Below are 21,139 nucleotides of genomic sequence, written 5' to 3'. Positions count from 1 at the left end.
TCCTCGTCAGTATGGCGTGAGTGCCCTCTGCTCAACCAAGACGAAGCCGGCCGCACAATCCGCTAGGCGGCGCGGGTATACACCGAGACGAAATAATTCTTTTGCCGAGGCATACCGGATTGGCGCGGCTGCTTCGTCTTGATAGTGAAGGCAGCAAGGAGTTCCGTTGACACAAGATGAGCTGAGCGCCTGGTTCGTCGACCAGGTGCTGCCGCTGGAGGGCGTGCTCGAACGCTATCTGCGCCGCAACTGGCGCGATGCCGACGAGATCGCCGACCTGCGCCAGGAGGTGTATGCGCGCGTCTTCGACGGCTGCGCCCAGGGCCAGCCCGACTCGGCGCAGGCCTTTGTGCTCTCGACCGCACGCAACCTGCTGATCGACCGCGCACGCCGCGCCCAGATCGTCGACATCGAAACCTTTGCCGACATGGACGCGCTCGCACCCACCATCGACGAAATCAGCCCCGAGCGTCATCTGGCGGCGCGCAGCGAGCTGCGCCTGCTGCAGCGCGCATTGGAACTGCTGCCGGCGCGCTGCCGCGAGGTGGTGGAGCTGCGCAAGGTCGAGGGCCTGTCGCAACGCGAGGTGGCGGCGCGCATGGGGATCAGCGAAGACACGGTAGAAAAGCAGGTGTCCAAGGGCGTGCGCGCCCTGGCCCTGGCCTTGCAGGCCACCGGCCTGGGCGGCGCCGCCTGGGCCGCGGCGCAGGCCTTGCAGCGCAGGGGACGGACCACACAATGAGCAGCGAACTGACATCGATCGAAGCGCGCGCGGCCGGCTGGATTGCCGAGCGCGACCGCGCCGGCAGCGCCTGGCCGGCCGAGCGCCAGGCCGCGCTGGAGGCCTGGCTCAACGCCGCCACCGCACACCGCGTGGCCTGGCTGCGCCTGGACCAGGCCTGGCGGCGCGCCGACCGGCTGCGCGCGCTGCAAGCCGCGCCGAGCCCGGTCAGCAGCAGGCCCAGCCCAAGGCCCTGGTGGCAGCAGCAGCGGCGCGCCATCGGCGGGGCGCTCGCCGGGCTGGGCCTGCTCGCCCTCGTGCTGGCGGTGCAGGTCGTGGCGCCGCTGCGCGGCAACGACGCGCAGAGCTACGCCACCGCACGCGGCCAGCGCGAGGCCGTTGCGCTGGCCGACGGTTCGCGCCTGACGCTCAATACCGCCACCAAGCTGCGCACCGCCGTGACCGCCAAGCAGCGCGAAGTCTGGCTGGAGCAGGGCGAGGCCTTCTTCGATATTGCCCACGATGCCAGCCGCCCCTTCGTGGTCCATGCCGGCCGCCAGACCGTCACCGTGCTGGGCACCAAGTTCTCGCTGCTGCGCGAGGGCGAACGCCTGCGCGTGGCGGTGCTGGAGGGACGCGTGCAGGTGCAGGCCGAACAGAGCCGCCCCGCCGTGCTGGTGCGCGACGACACCGCGGTGGCCGAGGCCAGCAATGTGCTGGTCAGCCGGCAGACCAGCCAGCAGGTGAACGCCGCGCTGAGCTGGCTGCAGGGCAAGCTGGTGTTCGACCAGGTCAGCCTGGCCGAGGCGGCCAGCCAGTTCAACCGTTACAACCGCAAGCAGCTCGTCATCACCGATGCGGCCGCCGCCAGGATAGGCATCGGCGGGGTGTTTGACGCCAACAATGCCGAAGCCTTCGCGCGCCTGCTGCACGCGGGCTTTGGGCTGCAGGTGCAGGTGAGTGAGGAGGAAATCCGTGTCAGCAGCGCTTCGGCTTCCTGAAACTTCGCCGGCTGGGGGGCGGGAGGTGCTGGTGCTGGGCGCCGGCATGGTGGGCACCTGCACCGCGCTGGAGCTGGCCCTGCGCGGGCAGCGCGTCACCCTGGTGGACCGGCGTGCGCCGGGCCGCGAAACCTCCTATGGCAACGCCGGCGTGATCCAGCGCGAGGCGGTCGAGCCCTACGCCTTTCCGCGCGACTGGCCCACGCTGATCAGCGCGGCCCTGGGGCGCCGGCTCGATGTGCGCTACCAGCTCGGCGGCCTGTGGGCCGCCGCACCCCAGCTGTTGCGCTACTGGTGGCATTCGGCGCCGCGCCGGCATCGCGCCACCGGCCGCCAATACGCCAGCCTGATCGCGCACGCGACCAGCGAGCATCAGCGCTACCTGGCGCTCGCCGGTGCCGAGGGCCTGGTGCAGCGCCAGGGCTTGCGCCTGGTGTATCGGCAGCCGGAACGGCTGGAGCAAGCCCTGCACCAGGCCGAACGCTTGGCGGCCGAGTACGGCATTGCCTTTGCCACGCTGGATGGCGCGGCGCTGGCCCGCGCCGAGCCCGCCTTTCAGATACCGCTGGCGGGCGCCCTGCACTGGCTGGAGTCCTGGAGCGTGAGCGACCCCGGCGCGCTGGTCGAGCGCTATGCACGCTTGTTCCAGCAGCTCGGCGGGCGCCTGCTGCATGGTGATGCCGGCAGTCTGCGCCAGCAGGGCGCCAGCTGGCAGCTCACGACCCAGGAAGGCCGGGTGGACGCGCCCCAGGTCGTCGTGGCGCTTGGCCCCTGGGCCGACGCCTGCATACGTCGCCTGGGCTATCGCCTGCCGCTGTTCGTCAAGCGTGGCTACCACCGGCATTACACGGGCGGCGCCAGCCTGGCCATGCCCACCCTGGACGCCGAGCGCGGCTATGTGCTGGCCCCGCAAGGTGCTAGCCTGCGCCTCACCACCGGTGCCGAGATCGCGCGCATCGATGCGGCACCCTCGCCCTCACAGGTGCAGGGCGCTGAAGCCGAGGCGCGGCAATTGCTGGATCTCGGCCAGGCGGTGGAGCAGGCGCCCTGGCTGGGCAACCGCCCCTGCTGCGCCGACATGAAGCCCGTCATCGGCCCGGCCACGCGCCACCCCGGCCTGTGGTTCAACTTCGGCCACGGCCACCAGGGCTTCACCCTGGGGCCCGCCAGCGCCAGGCTGCTGGCCGATCTGATGCAGGGCGATACGCCTTTTGTGGACGCGCAGGGCTTCTTGCCGGCGCGGTTTGGGGCCTGAGGTCTACTTCCCAATACAAAAGCGGCTGAAGATCTCGCCCAGCAGATCGTCGGCCGTGAAGGCGCCGGTGATCTCGCCCAGCGCGTCGTGCGAGAGGCGCAGCTCCTCGGCCAGCAGATCCAGCGCCGGCGGCTGCTGGGTGGCCACCTCCTTCGCCAGCTGCAGATGCTCGCGCGTGCGCTTGAGCGCCTGGACATGGCGTTCGCGCGCGATGAACAGGCCCTCGGGCGTGGCATGCCAGCCCACCTGCTGCAGCAGGCGCTGACGCAGCTCGGCCAGGCCGGCGCCGGTCTTGGCGGAGAGGGTCAATGCATCGGGGGCCAGGTCTTGCCCGTGCAGGACGTCGGCCTTGTTGAAGACCTGCAGGATGCGGCTCGGGTCCACGCCCGTCAGGCGCTCGGTGATGAGCTTGTCCTCGGCCTCGTAGTCGGGCTGGCCGATGCGGCTGAGGTCGTGCAGGAAGAGCACGACGTCGGCGTCGGCGATCGCATCCCAGCTGCGCGCCACGCCGATGCGCTCGACCTCGTCTTCGGTTTCGCGCAGGCCGGCGGTGTCGCTGACGTGCAGGGGCACGCCTTCGATCTGGATGGTCTGGCTGACCTTGTCGCGCGTGGTGCCCGGGATCGGGGTGACGATGGCCAGTTCGGCGCCGGCCAGGGCGTTCAGCAGCGAGCTCTTGCCCACATTGGGCTGGCCGGCCAGCACCACCTTGATGCCCTCGCGCAGCAGCGCGCCCTGCTGGGTACGGTCCAGCACCGCGGCCAGGCGCGCGTGCAGGCGCTCCAGCTGGCCCAGGGCATCGGCCTGCTGCAGGAAATCGATCTCTTCCTCGGGGAAGTCCAGCGTCGCTTCCACCAGCATGCGCAGCTTGATCAGCGCGTCGCGCAGTTCGCCCACTTCGCTGGAGAGGGCGCCGGCCAGCGCGCGGCTGGCGCTGCGCGCGGCGGCCTCGGTGCTGGCGTCGATCAGATCGCTCACCGCCTCGGCCTGGGCCAGGTCGAGCTTGCCGTTCAGAAAGGCGCGCTGGGTGAATTCGCCGGGCTCGGCCAGGCGCAGGCGCATCTCGGCGCCCACCTCCAGGCAGCGCGCCAGCAGCAGCTGCAGCACCACCGGCCCGCCATGGGCCTGCAGCTCCAGCACATGCTCGCCGGTATAGGAATGCGGGGCTGGGAACAGCAGGGCCAGGCCCTGGTCGATGGCGTCGCCGTTGGCGGCCCTGAAGGGCAGGTAGCTGGCTTCGCGGGCTTTCAGCGCGCGGCCGCAGATGGCGTTCACCAGCGGGGTCAGGTCTTGCGCCGACGAGACGCGCACGATGCCGACGGCACCCCGTCCGGGGGCGGTGGCGATGGCGGCGATGGGGTCTTGGTGACGGGACAGCATCGCGTGGATTCTCGCCGATGCTGCCACCGCCAACGGTGTATGGCGCGGGGGAGGCCGGCACAGCGCTCGCGTGAACGCTGGGCTCTCGCCTGGATTCTCAGCCCGGTTGTGGAGATCCCGTCTGAAAGTCTCTGCCCCGCATGAGTTGCATTAAAGGCTTGAGCCGGGTCAAAAAAAAGCCCCCGGATGCGGGGGCTCGTGCCTTCAAACAGGTGGGTGATGCTTAATTCGTCACACCCAGCTGCTTGTTGATGGCCCATTGCTGGGCGATCGACAGGATGTTGTTCACCAGCCAGTACAGCACCAGGCCAGCCGGGAAGGCGAAGAACATGAAGCTGAAGGCCAGCGGCATGATCCACATCATCTTGGCCTGGGTGGGGTCCGGCGGCGTCGGGTTCAGCCAGACCTGGAACAGGCTGGAGAGCGTCATCAGCACCGGCAGGATGAAGAAGGGATCCGGCACGGCCAGGTCGCCGATCCAGCCCAGCCAGGGCGCGCCGCGCATTTCCACGCTGGACAGCAGCACCCAGTAGAGCGCGATGAAGAAGGGCATCTGCAGGAAGATGGGCAGGCAGCTGCCGATCGGATTGACCTTCTCCTCGCGGTAGATGCGCATCATCTCCTGCTGCATCTCCTGCGGCTTGTCCTTCAGGCGCTCGCGCATTTCCGTGATCTTGGGATTCACGGCCTTCATCTTGGCCATGCTGCGGTAGGCGCTGGCGTTCAGCCAGTAGAAGCCGATCTTCAGCAGCACCACCAGGGCGATGATGGACCAGCCCCAGTTGCCCAACACCTTGTGCAACTGGTCCAGCAGCCAGAACAGCGGCTTGGACAGCACGGTGAACCAGCCATAGTCCTTCACCAGCTCCAGGCCGGGGGCCAGGGCGGCGAGCTTCTTCTCTTCCTGCGGGCCGACGAAGAGCTGCTCTTCGGTGCTGGCCTTGGCCTCGGGCGCCAGGGTCGGCAGGGTGAACACCATACCCACCGAGTAGAGGCCGTTGCCGAGCTTGCGGGCATAGAACTCGCGCGCGCCTTCGGCATTGCGCAGCCAGGCACTCGCGAAGTAATGCTGGACCATGCCCACCCAGCCGTCGTTGGCGGTCTTCTCGATCTCGAACTTGTCCTTGTCGAGATCCTTGAACTCGATCTTGTGGAACTTGCTCTTCTCGGTATAGACGGCCGGGCCGGTGAAGGTGGAGTAGAAGCCCGAGCCGCCCGGTGCGGGCTGGCCGTCGCGCTGCAGCTGCACATAGAGCTGCGGCGTCAGCGCTGCGGCGCCGACGTTGACGACCTCATGCTTGACGCCGACGACGTAGTCGCCGCGCTTGAAGGTATAGGTCTTGGCCAGCTTCACGCCGCCCACCTCGGGCGATTCGAAGCGCAGCACCAGCTCGTTGGCGCCATCCTTCAGCGCGCGCTCGCCGGACACCAGGCGCATCAGCGTGTTGTGCGTGGGCAGTTGCTCACCCTTGCTGCCCACCAGGCCCGACTGGGCGCGGTAGCCATGGGCGGCGTCCAGCAGCACGATGGGCGTGCCCTCGACGCTCTGCTTCGGGCGCATGCCCACCAGCTCGGCCAGCGGCTCGTACCAGCGGTGCTCGGGGAAGCTCAGGTACTTGAGCAGCTCCACGCGCGTGACGTCGGCACCCAGCGTGTCCAGCGTCACCTTGACCACATCGGTGCTGATGGTGATCTGCTCGCCCTGCGTGGCGGCGCCGGCCTGGGGGGCGACGGTGCCGGTAGCAGCAGCAGCGGCGGGCAGGGCAGCACCGGCCGGCGCCGGCACGGCGGCCGAACCGGCGGCAGCCACCGGCTTGGGCGCGGCGGGGCTGAACATTGAAGGATGCCCGTTGTACTTTTGCCAGCCGTCCCAGAGCAGGACGAGTGACATGGTGAATACCACCCACAGCACGGTGCGGCGTATATCAGTCATGGGGAAGCTTCAGGATTGGAGGAAGGAGAGGGGCGGGCGGGCTGCACGCAGCCCAGCCGGGTAAACAGACCGGGCGCATTGTCAGGCACCGGATCATGCCCGCCCAGACAGAATGGGTTGCAGCGCAGGATGCGGGCGGCCGCCAGATAGCTGCCGGCACATGCGCCATGCCGAGCCAGGGCCTGCATGGCATAGGCGGAACAGCTGGGCTGGTAGCGGCAGCCGGCCTGTATCCAGTGGCTGAACAACAGCTGATAGCCGCGCACCAGTCCCATCATGAAGCGCTGCGCGAATGTCGGCGTCTTCCGCATGATGTTCGGGCTCAGGGCTGGGCCGGCTCAGGCTTGGCGGGCCGCGGCGCACGCACCAGCTTGGCCACCAGGCCCTGCAATTCGGCGCGCGCAGCGGCGCGCAGCGCGTCGGATGAGGCGCTGGGATACTGCTTGCGGTCGAAGGGCATGCGCAGGCGCACCACCCACAAGCCGGGCGGCAAGAGCTGCGCCGCCTCGCCCTCGGCAAAGGCGACGCGGATCTGGCGTTTCAGCAGGGTGCGCGTGACGGAGCGTCGCGCATGGCGCTTGGGCACCACCATGCCCAGCCAGCGGCCCTGAACAGGGGCCGGCGGGGCCGTGGGGGGCGCGTCATCCACAAGCATGTGGATCATCGGTGCATCGCCTGTTGATAACTGGCTTGCAGCTGTGGATAAGCGCTTGCCAGGCAGGCTCGGCACGGCCGCAAGGTGATGCACAGCGAAATGGCTGCTGCGCGCGCGGCTCGAGGAACCGAGCACGCGCTCAAAGTCGGCCGATCGCAGGATGCGGCCGATCACGATGCGGCTGCTTGAACCTTAGACGGCCAGGCGCTTGCGGCCCTTGGCGCGGCGAGCGTTGATGACAGCGCGGCCGCCGCGGGTCTTCATGCGGACGAGGAAGCCGTGGGTACGGGCGCGGCGGGTCTTGGAGGCTTGGTAAGTGCGTTTCATGATGGGAACCTCAGTGGGCGCGTCGGTTGACGCTATATAGCCGTGGGCAAATCAATCGGATGCGGTTTGCATCCCAGTGGCCCCGCCCGCAACATGCGCGTTGGCATGCTTGCTGATGAGGCACATCCTTGATGTGCGCCGCGCCGGTGCGCCGCTTGTCGCGTGCGCCGCCCACCCAGGCGAGCTCTTGCACGCTTGGGCGATCGGCGCGGTGGACCTACCGCAAGGGGTTTGACTTCTGTTACTCAAAAGTCACGCGCCCATGCAAATACGTCCGGCGTCCGGGAAAGCCCGCGATTACACCAAAGAATGCCCGCCCGGTCAACTTTGCCGCAGCAGGCCCTGGGGATTACCGGGGCTTGACCCCGCGGAAATTTCTGTGGATAACCTCTACTTCGGCGGCCTCGAATACGTACAATCCGGCCGCTCAAGAACAAGTTTTCCACAATGAGCGCAGATGGCCTGACGGCACTGTGGCAGCAAGGCTGTGAACGCCTGGCCGCCGAGTTGCCCGAGCAACAATTCAATACCTGGATCCGCCCCCTGCCCCCGGCCGAGGTGGCCGATTCGGGCGCGCAAGGGCTGGTCGTTTCCCTGCGCGTGCCCAACCGTTTCAAGCTCGACTGGATCCGCAACCAGTACGCGGGCCGCATCGAATCCATCCTCAGCGAGCTGGCCGGCCGCCCCACGCGCCTGGAACTGGCACTGGCGCCGCGCGAGGCGCTGGCCCGTATGGCGCCGCCCGCCAACCAGGCGGTGTCGGTGGGCCAGGTGCTGCACAACGGCCTGCGGCCGGTGCCGGTCAACAGCCCTTCCCATACGGCCAGCGTCGAGCAGGCCAGCGTGGTGGGCATGCAATCGCCGCAAGGGCCCGCCATCATCATCCCGGGCGGCGCCAATGCGCAGGGCCCGGCGCCCAGCAGCACGCGCCACCGCATCAACCCGGCGCTCACCTTCGACACCCTGGTGCCCGGCCGCGCCAACCAGATGGCCCGCACCGCCGCCCTGCATGTGGCCGGCGCCCCCGGCCAGATGTACAACCCGCTGTTCATCTATGGCGGCGTGGGCCTGGGCAAGACCCATTTGATCCATGCCGTGGGCAATGCCCTCTTGAAGGACAAGCCCGACGCCCGCGTGCTCTATCTGCACGCCGAGCAGTTCATCTCCGACGTGGTGAAGAACTACCAGCGCAAGACCTTCGACGAGCTCAAGGCCAAGTACCACTCGCTGGACCTGCTGCTGATCGACGATGTGCAGTTCTTCGCCGGCAAGGACCGCACGCAGGAGGAGTTCTTCAACGCCTTCGAGGCCCTGCTGGCCAAGCGCGCCCACATCATCATGACCTCGGACACCTATCCGAAGGGTCTGGTGGACATTGACGAGCGCCTCACCAGCCGCTTCGACGCCGGCCTGACGGTGGCGATCGAGCCGCCCGAGCTGGAAATGCGCGTGGCCATCCTGATCAAGAAGGCCGAGGCCGAACAGGCGCCGATGCCCGAGGACGTGGCCTTCTTCATCGCCAAGAACGTGCGCGCCAATGTGCGCGAGCTCGAAGGCGCGCTGCGCAAGGTGCTGGCCTACAGCCGCTTCTCGCACAAGGAAATCAACATCCAGCTGGCGCGCGAGGCGCTGAAGGATCTGCTCTCGATCCAGAACCGCCAGATCTCGGTGGAGAACATCCAGAAGACGGTGGCGGACTTCTACAAGATCAAGGTCGCCGACATGTACAGCAAGAAGCGCCCGGCCAGCATCGCGCGGCCGCGCCAGATTGCCATGTACCTGGCCAAGGAGCTGACGCAGAAGAGCCTGCCCGAGATCGGCGAACTCTTCGGCGGCCGCGACCACACCACCGTGCTGCACGCGGTGCGCAAGATCGGTGGCGAGCGCCAGAAGAACACCGAGCTGAACCAGCAGCTGCACGTGCTGGAGCAGACGCTCAAAGGTTGATCCGACCCCTGGTTTACACCCCCGGGTAAGACCTCATTCCTGGGCGACAATGCGCGCTGCTCACGCGCGCGCGTTCACCCCGGCGAGCGGCGGCAACCCCCTCAGAACAAGCGGAGAGAGGTAGAAAACATGATTGTGTTGAAAGCCACCCAGGACAAGGTACTGGGCGCCCTGCAGGCCGTGTCCGGCATCGTGGAACGCCGCCACACCCTGCCCATCCTGGCGAACGTGCTGATACGCAAGCAGGGCTCGCAGGTCGAGCTCACCACCAGCGATCTGGAAATCCAGGTGCGCACCACGGTCGAGTTCGACGGCGACGCCGGCAACTTCTCCACCACGGTGGGTGCGCGCAAGCTGATCGACATCCTGCGCTCGATGCCGGCCGACCAGACGGTGAGCCTCACCGCCAACGGCAGCAAGATGACGCTGCAGGGCGGCAAGAGCCGCTTCACCCTGCAGACCCTGCCGGCCGACGACTTCCCGCTGGTGCAGGAAGCGGCCGACTTCGGCCCCGCCTTCGCCGTGCCGCAGAAGACCCTCAAGCATCTGATCAACCAGGTGCACTTCTCGATGGCGGTGCACGACATCCGCTACTACCTGAACGGCATCCTGTTCGTGGCCGAGGGCAAGAACCTGACCCTGGTGGCCACCGACGGCCACCGCCTGGCGCTGGCCCAGGCCACGCTGGAAACCGACATCCCCAAGCAGGAAGTGATCCTGCCGCGCAAGACCGTGCTGGAACTGATGCGCCTCTTGAAGGACGGCGGCAAGGATGGCTCGGACGACCAGCCGATCGAGATGCGCTTCGCCGGCAACCAGGCCAAGTTCTCGTTCAGCGGCATGGAGTTCGTCACCAAGCTGGTGGAGGGCAAGTTCCCCGACTACAACCGCGTGATCCCCAAGAACCACAAGTTCAACGTCACGCTGGGCCGCCAGACCCTGCTCTCCAGCCTGCAGCGCGCCGCCATCCTGACCAGCGAGAAGTTCAAGGCCGTGCGCCTCTCCTTCGAGCCCGGCCTGCTCTCGATTGCCTCCAGCAATGCCGAGCAGGAAGAGGCCAAGGAAGAGATCGAGATCGACTACAACGGCGACCTCATCGAGACCGGCTTCAACGTCACCTACCTGATGGATGCGCTGCAGAACATGAGCCAGGACATGGTCAGCATCGATCTGAACGACAGCGCCTCCAGCGCGCTGATCACCATCCCCGAGCAGACCGGCTTCAAGTACGTCGTCATGCCGATGAGGATTTGACGCCGGTTCAAACCGATTCATGAACAGCGGGCCCCGGCCCGCTTCAGTGCTTTTAAAGGGCCGCATGCATGGGCCCGCGAGTGAGAGAGAGTCCCCGATGAGTGATGTGCCCAGCAACGAACAAAACCCCGATGGCCTGACCGAGAAGCAGCAGGCTGCCGTCACGGCGGAAGCATCCTCGGGCGCGGTCTACGGCGCGGACTCGATCCAGATCCTCGAAGGCCTGGAAGCGGTGCGCAAGCGCCCCGGCATGTATATCGGCGACACCTCCGACGGCACCGGCCTGCACCACCTGGTGTTCGAAGTGGTGGACAACTCCATCGACGAATCGCTGGCCGGCCATTGCGACGACATCATCGTCACCATCCACACCGACAACTCGATCAGCGTGATCGACAACGGCCGCGGCATCCCCACCGGCGTGAAGATGGACGACAAGCACGAGCCCAAGCGCTCGGCCGCCGAAATCGCGCTGACCGAGCTGCATGCCGGCGGCAAGTTCAACCAGAACTCCTACAAGGTCTCGGGCGGCCTGCACGGCGTGGGCGTGAGCTGCGTGAACGGCCTCTCCAAGTGGCTGCGCCTGACGGTGCGCCGCGACGGCAAGGTGCACCAGATCGAGTTCAAGCAAGGCATCCCGCAAGACCGCCTGATCGAGGTGGTGGACGGCTTCGAAACCAGCCCGATGCGCGTGATCGGCGACACCGACAAGCGCGGCACCGAGGTGCACTTCCTGCCGGACACCGAGATCTTCCAGCAGAACAACGACTTCCACTACGACATCCTGGCCAAGCGCCTGCGCGAGCTCTCGTTCCTGAACAACGGCGTGAAGATCCGCCTGGTCGACGAGCGCAACAACAAGGAAGACAACTTCGCCTACGCGGGCGGCGTGCGCGGCTTTGTGGAGTTCATCAACAAGGGCAAGAACACCCTGCATCCGAACATCTTCCACGCCCAGGGCGACAAGACCTCGGACCAGGGCACCAACATCGGCGTTGAAGTCTCCATGCAGTGGAACGACGGCTTCAACGAGAACGTGCTCTGCTTCACCAACAACATCCCGCAGCGCGACGGCGGCACCCACCTCACCGGCCTGCGCGCCGCCATGACCCGGGTGCTGAACAAGTACATCACCGACAACGACCTGGCCAAGAAGGCCAAGGTCGAGGTGGCGGGTGACGACATGCGCGAAGGCCTGGCCTGCGTGGTCTCGGTGAAGGTGCCCGAGCCCAAGTTCTCCAGCCAGACCAAGGACAAGCTGGTCTCCAGTGAAGTGCGCGGCCCGGTGGAAGACATCGTCGCCAACAAGCTGACCGACTGGCTGCTGGAGAACCCCACCGACGCCAAGATCATCTGCGGCAAGATCCTCGACGCCGCGCGCGCCCGCGAGGCCGCGCGCAAGGCGCGCGAGATGACGCGCCGCAAGGGCGTGCTGGACGGCCTGGGCCTGCCCGGCAAGCTGGCCGACTGCCAGGAAAAAGACCCCGCCCTGTGCGAGATCTACATCGTGGAGGGCGACTCCGCCGGCGGCTCCGCCAAGCAGGGCCGCGACCGGAAGTTCCAGGCCATCCTGCCGCTGCGCGGCAAGATCCTGAACGTCGAGAAGGCGCGCTACGAAAAGCTGCTCACCTCGAATGAAATCCTCACGCTCATCACGGCCCTCGGCACCGGCATCGGCCGCGGCGCCGGCGGCGACGATTTCAACCCCGACAAGCTGCGCTACCACCGCATCATCATCATGACCGACGCGGACGTGGACGGCGCCCACATCCGCACCCTGCTGCTGACCTTCTTCTACCGCCAGATGCCCGAGCTGGTGGAGCGCGGCCACATCTACATCGCCCAGCCGCCGCTCTACAAGGTCAAGGTCGGCAAGCACGAGCAATACCTGAAGGACGCGCACGAGCTGGACGGCTTCCTGCTCAAGGTGGCGCTGCAAGACGCGCATCTGCACACCGGCATCGGCGATGCCGTGCTGAGCGGCGAGGCCCTGGAAGCGCTGGCGCGCAACTACGTGCTGGCCGAGAACGTCATCACCCGCCTGTCCAACTGGATGGACTTCGAAGCCCTGCGCGTGCTGGCCAGCGGCCTGGCCATCAACCTCGACAGCAAGGAAGCCGCCGAGGCCGCCGCTGCCGCCATGCAAGGCGCGCTGCACGAGGCACAAGTCACCAGCGAGTACGACGCCCGCACCGACAAGCTGTTCCTGCGCATCAGCCGCAAGCACCACGGCAACACCCGCTCTAGCATCATCAATGCCGACTTCGTGCATGGCGCCGACTACGAAGTGCTGGCCCGCGCCGGCAGCACCTTCAAGGGCCTGATCGGCGAGAACGCCCTGGTCCGCAAGGGCGAGGGCGAGAAGGCCAAGGAATCCAAGGTCAGCGACTTCCGCGGCGCCATGGACTGGCTGATGCAGCAAGCCGAGAACTCAGTGGGCCGCCAGCGCTACAAGGGTCTGGGCGAGATGAATCCCGAGCAGCTCTGGGAAACCACCATGGACCCGAACGTGCGCCGCCTGCTGCGCGTGCAGATTGACGACGCCATCGAAGCCGACCGCGTGTTCACCATGCTGATGGGCGACGAAGTGGAGCCGCGCCGCGACTTCATCGAGACGAATGCGCTGAGGGCGGCGAATATCGACGTTTGAGGTATTTACCTTCCTAGCGCTTGCGAGCGTGGCTGACCTCGCGAAGCTAAACAGCAGCGCCGTGCAAGCGGCGTTGGATGAGTTCGACCGCATCGGTAGGGAAGCATTTCTATCGAAGTACGGTTACGGAAAGGCCCGCTCGTACTTCGTTGAAAACCCAGTCACCGGCACGCTGTGTGACTCGAAAGCGATTTTTGGTGCAGCGTTTAGCTACCTTGACCCTCTGCTAGCGCCGCTGACGCATGGCGACTTCTCGGGTGGTGACGCGACCGTTGCCGAGCGTTTGAGGGCGTTGGGCTTTCGTGTGCATTTCGGTCGCGCAAGCACAGGCCAGGACTCCCAGCCTTGGGCAGCCCATGAGCTAGCCTTGATCGTTGCAGATTACCTCGCAATGCTGACGCTTGAACTGAACGGACAGCCATACAAGAAAGCTGAGCGCCGTCGTCGGCTAATCACACAACTAGATAGACGATCTGAGTCTGCCATCGAGTTCAAACACTGCAATATCAGTTCGATCATGATCGAACTGGGGTACCCGTATATTGCTGGCTACCAGCCTCGTAGCAATGTCCAGGGGGCGCTGTACGACGAATTGGAGCGTCAACTGCATCGATTTGCCGCTCTAGACGAGGCAGCTATTGCGGCCGTTCAGCGGCCAGTGCTAGTTCAAGACGCTGAAGCGTTTGACTTCGACGAGGTGCTCAAAAGCCCGCCACCACCTCGCACTCCCCACCAAGTCCAAGAACCTTCACCCGCTTATACCCGTCGCGCAACAAGGCGTGATTACTTGGAGCGCGAAACAATGAACCGCTCGCTTGGAAATGCTGGCGAGCTGTTTGCATTGAAATTCGAGAAGTGGCGATTGGCCAAGTTGGGCTTTGAAAAACTATCTGAGAAGGTAGAACACGTGTCCGCCACGCGGGGGGACGGTCTCGGCTTCGATATTTTGTCTTTCGAGCCAGATGGCAAGGAGCGCTTTGTCGAGGTCAAGACAACTTCGTTCGGCCAGACAACCCCGTTCTTTGTTTCCGCCAACGAGGCTGCTTTTGCCAGGGAGAAGGGGAATCAGTTCAGGCTATACCGGCTCTACGACTTCCGCAAAATGCCGAGACTGTTTGAGTTGCCTGGTGCGATCGAAAAGCACTGCCGCCTCGACCCAAGTACTTACCGGGCACAGTTCACGTAAGTAGCGGCGCGTGCCTGCGATCAGGCAACCCGTGGAGGGCCCTTGAAAACATTCTTGAGATTCCAGTCCAAGAATTCAGGAGCGGGGCGCAGGTGCTTGGACTGAGGCACTTTCAATTGCACTCCATGATGGCGCAACTCCCCTTCATGAGATTGCAGCGGAGCAATAGCATGCTGGCTGTAAATCACTTTGAGCGCTACTGGCTCAATGGTGAACGCACCCAGGTCAAATAGCTTGTGATGAAGCGCGCACAGCGCCAAGCCGTTTGCCTCGATGTCGGGGCCGTCGTTCATATGCCACTGTATGTGCGCGGCCTCAAGACCCGCTGGCATATGGCAGACCTTCAAGTCAAATCCGCAAACACAACAGCGATATTCGTAAGCCAGCAAGACACTGTCGCGAAACGCAGGATTCCTTCGACGACGAACTACGACGTCGTATTGCGTCGAGCCCTCCTGGGCACTTAGCGGCTCACGAAGGTCGAGGCCTAAACAAGCAGCAATATCCTCGTGTAGGGTTTCAGGGAACGCCGACGCCAATACACGGCACGCAACAGCCTGAATCAGACCCGGCATCGAGCGAAGTGCTTGATCAATCTCGATCGAAAATCCGCCCCGAACGTGCTTCTCCTTCAACTCACCGAGGTTGGGCGTAGCGCTTGGCGGCCGAGCAAGCATCGCTTTATCTGCTTCTAAATCCCACAACGCGCCTTCTGCATCGGTATGCAGGTGCCAAAACGGATAGTGTCTTGAACTCGATGAGCTGCTAGGACCAAAGCTTCGAAGCAACTCGCCAAGCTTCTGGTCCACGTCAAGGTACTCCACCAGACGCGGCTCGCCTCTCTGAAGGCGAGCCAGTGCCAGTAACAACAGCAGGGGTTTGTGCGGAGCGTATCGCCCCGCACGTTGCGCGCGACGCACTTTGTCAAAAAGCCTCAACACATCGTCAGCTGTCTTCATGGCATTGGTCACGTCACCGAATTGCTAGCCGCTGAATTCTGCGCTGCCCGAGTACTCAGCAGCATCCAGAAAGAGGGTACCGAACATCAACTAGGTAATCACTCGCACGAATACCGGGGCGATGCGGGCAAGTGATCTTTTTGTTGGCTAAGAAGTCTGACAGTTTCGGCAATACTGCAGCCCGCCGAACCGCTTCTCTTGGTTCCAGCAGAACTTGCCCTCTGGAAAGCTGATCTTTGCCTGGCATGTCGCGCAGACAAGCTTGCGGTACAACGGGTGGTCGGCGATGTCCTCAGCCTTCGGCGTCGTCGCAGCCGGGCCTGCTGAAGCCGCAGACGCAGGAGCGGCCGCCTTGGTCGTGCCCATCGATGGCGTTGGTGCCGCCGCCGCCCTCGGCTTGATGAAGTCCGGCAATTCCAGCGGATTCACCGGTCGATGCTGGCGCGCCAGCTTCTCGGCCCAGGCGCGCAGGGTGTCGCTGCCGTGGATGTTCAGCAACTTGCCGAAGACCTCGACCACGCCCACGGACTCGATGTACTGCTCGTGCCAGCGCTGGATCATGTCGGCCTTGATGACGTCGCGGGTGCCGAAGCGTTTTTCGTCCGGGCGCTCGATGGTGGCCTTGGGGTGCAACAGCACCACGTGATGAAAGGTGGGTTTCAGGCCACCGCGGCCGGTGATGTCCAGCTTGGTCAGCAGTTTGTCGAGGATGCGCTCATGGCGGCGGCTCTGCTCCAGCGGTGAAGGCACGCCATAGCGGCCACCGCGCGGATAGCTCACCGTCCATTCGCCCTGCTCATTGATCTGCACATCGCCGCTGAAGCACTTGGTCTCGAACAGGTAGAAGTGCAGCGCGCGATTGATGACCATGTGGTCGATCTGCGCCGTCTCGCCGTCAACCACGAAACGCAGGTCGTGCAGCACGGCGTGCTGCTCGCTGTCTTTCTTCCAGTGGTCGATGTAGTGCGCCGCGTCGCGCTCGCCTTGCTGGCCGCGCTGGCAGCGCATCGCTTCGTCTTGCAGCCACTGGCGCTGTTGCCGGTCCAGCAATGGGGATGCCTGCAACTCCTCCAGCAGCTTGAGGCGACGCTGCTTGTCATCTGCCGTCTTGATCAGCATGGCTGCTCCCTAACTCCCTGAGTGCTGCACATTTTGCACCCCGACGCCACAGGGCCTGACGGTGACATGTCACGGAACGCGCAATGCTCGCTGGTTCGGGCCTGCCTCCCCCGGGATTACCCCAGGGCTCGGCACGGCCCGCGTCCGCAGCCTTGTTCGGCTAGCGCCGGCTCCCGCCTCCCTGCGCACAAATCGCCCATTTCTTCGCATGCCAGCCGCCCTGCCGACGCCGGCGCTCCATCGCGCCCAGTTACGATTTCCCCATGCCGTCCCCCTTCCGCCGCCTGGCCTCCCGTCTGCTCCTGCTGCTCCCGCTGATCCTCCTCTCAGCCGCCGCCCACGCAGCCAGCAGCCATGACGCGGGCACCGGCGGTGCGACGCTGGAGGTGCAGTTCCGCAGCGTGCCGGTGCCGCAGAACACCTCGCCCGCGCTGGCGCAGGACAGCACCGGCTTCATCTGGGTGGCCACCAACAAGGGCCTCACCCGCTACGACGGCTATCGCCTGCACCCGATCGAGCAGGCGGGGCAGACGCCGGCGCAACGCAATCTGGGCTGGGTGCGCGCGCTGGCGCCGGCGCGCGCGAGCGGGCGCATGTGGATAGGCACCGAGTTCCTAGGCCTGATGGCCTACGACCCCGAGCTGGGCCGCGTCGAGGCGCATGGCAGTGCCACGGGGCTGGCGGGCCCGCACACGCCGATACGCGCGCTGGCCGAGGATGGCGAGGGCGCCGTCTGGGTGGGTACGGTGGGCCAGGGCCTCTATCGCTACAGCCCGGCCAGCAGGCAGTTCGAGGCGCATCCGCTGCGCTGGCAGGGCGAGACCGAGAGCCGCGTGCTGGCGCTCCGGGTGGGGCGCGACGGCACGGTCTGGGCCGGCCATTGGCGCGGGCTCTCGCGCCTGCGCCCCGGTGGCCTGTGGGAGGTGCTGCCGCTGCCCGGGCTGGACGAGGGCAAGCCGGTGCTGGCCCTGGCCGAGGGCCGCGACGGCCGCATCTGGCTGGGCACGCAGGACGGGCATCTGGGCATGGTGGCGCCGGGTGGCGCGGTGCGCTGGGTGCAGGCGCTGAATACGCCGATCCAGGCCCTGGCCGAGGCCGCCGACGGCCGGCTGTGGGTGGGCTCCAAGCTGGGCCTGCTGTGGATCAACCCGCAGAGCGGCGCCATCGAGGCGCGGCTGCGTCACGACCCGCGCCGCCTCACCAGCCTGGCCGGCAACGACATCAGCGGCCTGCTGCGCGACCGCAGCGGCGCCATGTGGGTGACCGGCTATGGCCTGGGCCTGCAGCGCCATCAGCAGCACCCGGCGCTGGCGGTGCGCGGCCCCGATGCCGACCCCGCCAGCCCGCTGGCCGAGGCCGATGTGCGCGCGCTGCTGACGCTGAAGAATGGCGAGCTGCTGGCGCCCACCCAGGCCGGCCGCGTGGCGCGCCTGGATGGCCGCCCCGGCCATCAGCTGGCCACGCTGGGCAGCCTGCCGCGTGAGCGCAGCACGGTGGTGGAGTCGCTCGCCGAGGCGCCCGATGGCAGCCTCTGGATGGCCGCTGCCGGCCGGCTGGAGCACCGCAGCGCGGCGGGCCAGCTGCTGCGCGACTGGCCGCTGGACGGCGGGCGCGCCCAGCGCCTGCTGGTGCGCGCCGGCGGCGAGGTCTGGCTGGGCATGCAGGAGGGCCTGTACCGGCTCGCCGGGCCCGCGGCCACGGCGCTGGAGCGCGTGCACCCCGCCGGCGGCGCGCCCCTGCACGGCGGCATCTATGCCCTGATCGACACCCCCGAGGGGCTCTGGCTGGGCGGCCAGCAGGGCCTGTTCCGCGAGCGCGCGGGCCGGCTCGAGGCGGTGCCGCAAGCGCCCGGCGAGACCCTGGCCAGCCCCATCGTGATGGGCCTGCTGCGCGCGCGCGACGGCACGCTGTGGCTGGACACCACCATCAGCGGCCTGCACCGCCTGCGCGGCTGGGATGCCCAGGGCCGCGCGCGCTTCGAGCGCATCGGCGAGCGCCATGGCAGCGACGGCGTGTTCGGCGGCAATCTGCATGAGGACGGCCAGGGCCGCATCTGGAGCCAGCTCTATGTCTACGACCCCAAGGCCGACCGGCTCGACAGCTTCGGCCCCGCCGAGGGCGCGGCCTTCGGCAGCTTCTGGTTCTTTGCCAGCACCGAGCTGCCCGGCGGCGGCCTGCTGTTCGGCGGCAGCCGCGGCCTCTTGCGCATCCAGCCCGAGGCCTATGCGCCGGCGGCCGAGGACACGCCGCTGGTGATCAGCGCGCTGCGGGTGAACGGCCAGCCTTACCAGCCAGATCCTCACGCACCGGGTTGGCAGCAGGGCCTGCTGCTGCCCGCCGGCACGCGCACGTTTGCGGTCGAGTTCGCCGGCCTGGACTATGCCGACCCGGCGCGCCTGCGCTACCAATACCGCCTGCAAGGCCTGGAGAACGACTGGACCAACGCCGACGCGAGCGCGCGCAGCCCCAGCTTCGGCCCGCTCAAGCCCGGCCGCTACACCCTGCAGGTGCGCGCCTCGGCGCATGCCGCGGCCTGGGGCAGCTCACAGCTTGAGCTACCCATCGAGCTGCTGCCTGCCTGGTGGCAGACGCTCTGGGCCCAGCTGGGCGGTGTGGCCCTGGGCCTGCTGGCGATGTGGGGCGTGGTGCGCTGGCGCACCCGCGTGCTGCGCCAGCGCGAGGCCGCGCTGCAGGCCCTGGTGGACGCGCGCACCGCCGAGCTGCGCGAGGCCAGCCTCACCGATGCCCTCACCGGCCTGCGCAACCGCCGCTACCTCGAGATGCGCCTGCAGGACGATCTGCGCCTGTGCCTGCGCCGCTTCGAAAGCGGCGAGTCCGGTAGGAGCATCACGCCGGGCCCCGACAGCGATCTCGTCCTGATGCTGCTGGACATGGACCATTTCAAGCGCATCAACGATCAGCACGGCCATGCCGCCGGCGACGCCGTGCTGGTGCAGCTGGCCGAGCGCCTGCGCCGCGTGTTCCGCGAGACCGACTCGCTGGTGCGCTGGGGCGGCGAGGAGGTGCTGGTGCTGGTGCGCGAGACCAGCCGCGACGATGCCGCCGAGCTGGCCGCGCGCGCCTGCGCCGCGGTGCGCGAGCGGCCCTTCGAGATCGGCCATGGCCTGGCGCTGCAGGTGAGCGTCTCGATCGGCTTCACCGCCTTCCCGCTGGACCCGCAGCGGCCGCGCGCCTGGGATTGGCAGGCCAGCCTGAGCCTGGCCGATTCGGCGCTCTATGCCGCCAAAGCGCAGGGGCGCGACGGCTATGTCGGGGCGGTGCGCGCCGATGGCCTGGCGCCCGCCGCGGCGCCGCGCGATCTGGCCGGCTGGCAGCGGGCGCAGGGCCTGACGGTGCGCCTGAGCGGCTCGTCATGAAACCGAGCAAGCTGCGCCAGCTGCTGGCCGCGCGCACGCCCGCGGCAGCGGCCCCGCCGCCCGAGCCGGAACAGAACGCCCGCGCCCTGATCGCCGCCATCGATGCCGGCGGCATCCCCCTGCACCCCGCCAAGGTCAACCAGATTGCGCGCGAGCTGGGGCTGGAGGTCTCGCGCGACGACCCGGTGGAGGCCACCATCGCGCGCATCCGCACGCGGCTGGCGGCCTGAGGGCCACACTCAGGCCTGCCGCGCCCAGCGCTTGCGGTACTCGGCGGGCGTGAGCCCGGTCCTTTCCTTGAACACCTTGTAGAAGCTGTTGCGGTTGTTGAAGCCGGCGCGGTAGGCGACGTCGGCCACGGTCAGGCTGTGCGCCCCGTCCGGCTGCTCCAGCAGCTGCAGGGCCTCACGGTAGCGCAGCCCGTTCAGATAGTCGTAGAAGCTGCTGCCCAGGTGCAGATTGAGCAGCTCGGAGAGCTGGTGCGGGCTCACGTCCAGCAGGGTGGCCAGCTTGGCCAGCGACATCGCCTCGTCCAGATGCGGCCGATGCTGCGCTGCCAGCACCTGCAGGCGCTCGGCCAGTTCGCGCGCCACCTCGGGCGAGAGCTCCACCACCCGCAGCGGCGCGACCGTGGGCGGCTCAACGGCGGGCAGCGCCGGCTCGGCCGGCGGCGGCTCGCTGCGCCGCTCGGAGATGAAGACCTCGGGCTGGTAGACCGCGAACAGCGCGATCAGGTCGACATAGAGCGCCAGCAGCAGCGCGGCCCCGAGCAGCAGCGCCTCAGGCGGCAGCCGGCCCTGCCTGGCCAGCGCATGCATCAGCAGATCGAAGCAGGTGGCGGCGAACAGGCCGCCGGCCAGATAGAGCAGCCAGTAGTAGCTGCTGTTGCGATGCCCCTGCGCCAACTGCGCCAGGCGGCCGCGCTGGCGGCGCAGCAGCCACAGGCCCGCCGCCGCATAGGCCAGCACCTGCAGCAGCAGCAACCAAACCATGGTCGGGGCGCTCACCCAGTCGGCGCCCAGCAGCACCCCGGCGCCGACCAGCAGCAGCGGCAGGGCGTGCAGCAGCAAGGGACCGCGCGCGGGCAGCGGCAGTAGCAGCGCCTGCCGCAGGCACAGCAGCATCAGCGGGCCATAGGCCCAGGTGAGCTGGTAGCGCAGCGCCTGCAGCCAGGCCATGGGCTGGGCAGGCCGCGCCAAGGCCAGATAGGCCTGCATGGGCGGCAGCAACAGCAGCGCCACGAAGGCGGCCATGCCGAGCCGGGCGCCTCGCTCGCCACGGCGGCTCAGCAGCAGGGTCAGCAGCGTCCAGCAACCGAGGCTGAACGAGAACAGCAGGCAGGCTTTCAGCGCTTCGGCGTCAAGAGTCATGATCG

17 protein-coding genes are annotated in these 21,139 nt (G+C 67.0%); 9 read left to right on the top strand and 8 right to left on the bottom strand.

Annotated features, from left to right (window positions below; translation table 11 throughout):
• The first annotated feature begins 166 nt into the window (after positions 1–166).
• The 3 genes from AC3WQY_RS14370 to AC3WQY_RS14360 are packed head-to-tail and all read left to right on the top strand — an operon-like array spanning position 167 to position 2,977.
• Entirely contained in the window at positions 167–742 is a 576-nt protein-coding gene (locus AC3WQY_RS14370; protein ID WP_492709296.1) for an RNA polymerase sigma factor, read from the top strand.
• Positions 739–1,722, top strand: a complete 984-nt coding sequence (locus tag AC3WQY_RS14365) for a FecR family protein (RefSeq protein WP_285234429.1) — start codon at positions 739–741, stop codon at positions 1,720–1,722. The genes AC3WQY_RS14370 and AC3WQY_RS14365 overlap by 4 nt, the downstream gene beginning before the upstream one ends.
• 25 nt (positions 1,723–1,747) lie before the next feature.
• Positions 1,748–2,977: an NAD(P)/FAD-dependent oxidoreductase gene (locus AC3WQY_RS14360; protein WP_492709294.1), complete on the top strand. Its 1,230-nt coding sequence runs from the start codon at positions 1,748–1,750 to the stop codon at positions 2,975–2,977.
• A gap of 3 nt (positions 2,978–2,980) precedes the next feature.
• On the opposite strand, the gene mnmE is transcribed toward AC3WQY_RS14360, so the two are convergent.
• The 5 genes from mnmE to rpmH form a co-directional block, all read right to left on the bottom strand.
• A complete protein-coding gene (mnmE, locus tag AC3WQY_RS14355) occupies positions 2,981–4,357 on the bottom strand; it encodes a tRNA uridine-5-carboxymethylaminomethyl(34) synthesis GTPase MnmE (RefSeq protein WP_492709292.1) in 1,377 nt (458 codons plus the stop codon).
• A gap of 223 nt (positions 4,358–4,580) precedes the next feature.
• Positions 4,581–6,290 (bottom strand): membrane protein insertase YidC, encoded by a 1,710-nt coding sequence (gene yidC / locus AC3WQY_RS14350; RefSeq protein ID WP_492709290.1) that lies wholly within the window; start codon positions 6,288–6,290, stop codon positions 4,581–4,583.
• Complete coding sequence (gene yidD / locus AC3WQY_RS14345) at positions 6,287–6,601, bottom strand: membrane protein insertion efficiency factor YidD (protein WP_285234432.1); 315 nt, start codon at positions 6,599–6,601, stop codon at positions 6,287–6,289. Before yidD ends, yidC begins: the two co-directional genes overlap by 4 nt.
• Positions 6,602–6,612: 11 nt before the next feature.
• Positions 6,613–7,119 carry a ribonuclease P protein component gene (locus AC3WQY_RS14340; protein ID WP_342399175.1) on the bottom strand — a complete coding sequence of 169 codons (507 nt, stop codon included), beginning with the start codon at positions 7,117–7,119 and terminating at the stop codon, positions 6,613–6,615.
• Between the two features lie 18 nt (positions 7,120–7,137).
• Positions 7,138–7,272 (bottom strand): 50S ribosomal protein L34, encoded by a 135-nt coding sequence (rpmH, locus tag AC3WQY_RS14335; RefSeq protein WP_047486751.1) that lies wholly within the window; start codon positions 7,270–7,272, stop codon positions 7,138–7,140.
• A gap of 447 nt (positions 7,273–7,719) precedes the next feature.
• Here rpmH and dnaA point away from each other — a divergent pair, with 447 nt between their 5' ends.
• The 4 genes from dnaA to AC3WQY_RS14315 all read left to right on the top strand — a co-directional run bounded on the left by dnaA (position 7,720) and on the right by AC3WQY_RS14315 (position 14,309).
• Complete coding sequence (dnaA, locus tag AC3WQY_RS14330) at positions 7,720–9,219, top strand: chromosomal replication initiator protein DnaA (RefSeq protein WP_492709287.1); 1,500 nt, start codon at positions 7,720–7,722, stop codon at positions 9,217–9,219.
• Positions 9,220–9,348: 129 nt separating this feature from the next.
• Positions 9,349–10,473 (top strand): DNA polymerase III subunit beta, encoded by a 1,125-nt coding sequence (gene dnaN / locus AC3WQY_RS14325; RefSeq protein WP_492709285.1) that lies wholly within the window; start codon positions 9,349–9,351, stop codon positions 10,471–10,473.
• A 97-nt stretch (positions 10,474–10,570) separates the two neighbouring features.
• Positions 10,571–13,123 (top strand): DNA topoisomerase (ATP-hydrolyzing) subunit B, encoded by a 2,553-nt coding sequence (gene gyrB / locus AC3WQY_RS14320; protein WP_492709283.1) that lies wholly within the window; start codon positions 10,571–10,573, stop codon positions 13,121–13,123.
• A 28-nt stretch (positions 13,124–13,151) separates the two neighbouring features.
• On the top strand, positions 13,152–14,309 hold the full coding sequence (locus tag AC3WQY_RS14315) for a protein NO VEIN domain-containing protein (protein ID WP_492709281.1): 1,158 nt from the start codon (positions 13,152–13,154) through the stop codon (positions 14,307–14,309).
• A 20-nt stretch (positions 14,310–14,329) separates the two neighbouring features.
• Here AC3WQY_RS14315 and AC3WQY_RS14310 read toward each other — a convergent pair whose 3' ends face one another.
• Both AC3WQY_RS14310 and AC3WQY_RS14305 read right to left on the bottom strand, forming a co-directional pair.
• Complete coding sequence (locus AC3WQY_RS14310; RefSeq protein ID WP_492709279.1) at positions 14,330–15,268, bottom strand: phosphorothioated DNA-binding restriction endonuclease; 939 nt, start codon at positions 15,266–15,268, stop codon at positions 14,330–14,332.
• Between the two features lie 147 nt (positions 15,269–15,415).
• On the bottom strand, positions 15,416–16,387 hold the full coding sequence (locus AC3WQY_RS14305) for a nuclease-related domain-containing protein (RefSeq protein WP_492709278.1): 972 nt from the start codon (positions 16,385–16,387) through the stop codon (positions 15,416–15,418).
• A 263-nt stretch (positions 16,388–16,650) separates the two neighbouring features.
• Between AC3WQY_RS14305 and AC3WQY_RS14300 the strand changes: the two genes are divergently transcribed.
• Together AC3WQY_RS14300 and AC3WQY_RS14295 are read left to right on the top strand one after the other, a co-directional pair.
• Entirely contained in the window at positions 16,651–19,764 is a 3,114-nt protein-coding gene (locus AC3WQY_RS14300; RefSeq protein WP_492709276.1) for a diguanylate cyclase domain-containing protein, read from the top strand.
• The gene (locus AC3WQY_RS14295) at positions 19,761–19,994 is read left to right on the top strand and encodes a hypothetical protein (RefSeq protein WP_492709274.1); all 234 of its coding nucleotides are present in this window, start codon (positions 19,761–19,763) and stop codon (positions 19,992–19,994) included. The genes AC3WQY_RS14300 and AC3WQY_RS14295 overlap by 4 nt, the downstream gene beginning before the upstream one ends.
• 9 nt (positions 19,995–20,003) lie before the next feature.
• Here AC3WQY_RS14295 and AC3WQY_RS14290 read toward each other — a convergent pair whose 3' ends face one another.
• Positions 20,004–21,134: a helix-turn-helix domain-containing protein gene (locus AC3WQY_RS14290; RefSeq protein ID WP_492709272.1), complete on the bottom strand. Its 1,131-nt coding sequence runs from the start codon at positions 21,132–21,134 to the stop codon at positions 20,004–20,006.
• Positions 21,135–21,139: the final 5 nt, after the last annotated feature.

The sequence above is a fragment of the Roseateles sp. FW301-B2 genome (genome assembly GCF_058788955.1).
Note: the sequence above shows the minus strand (reverse complement) of the source record. Positions and strands in the feature narration are given on the sequence as shown.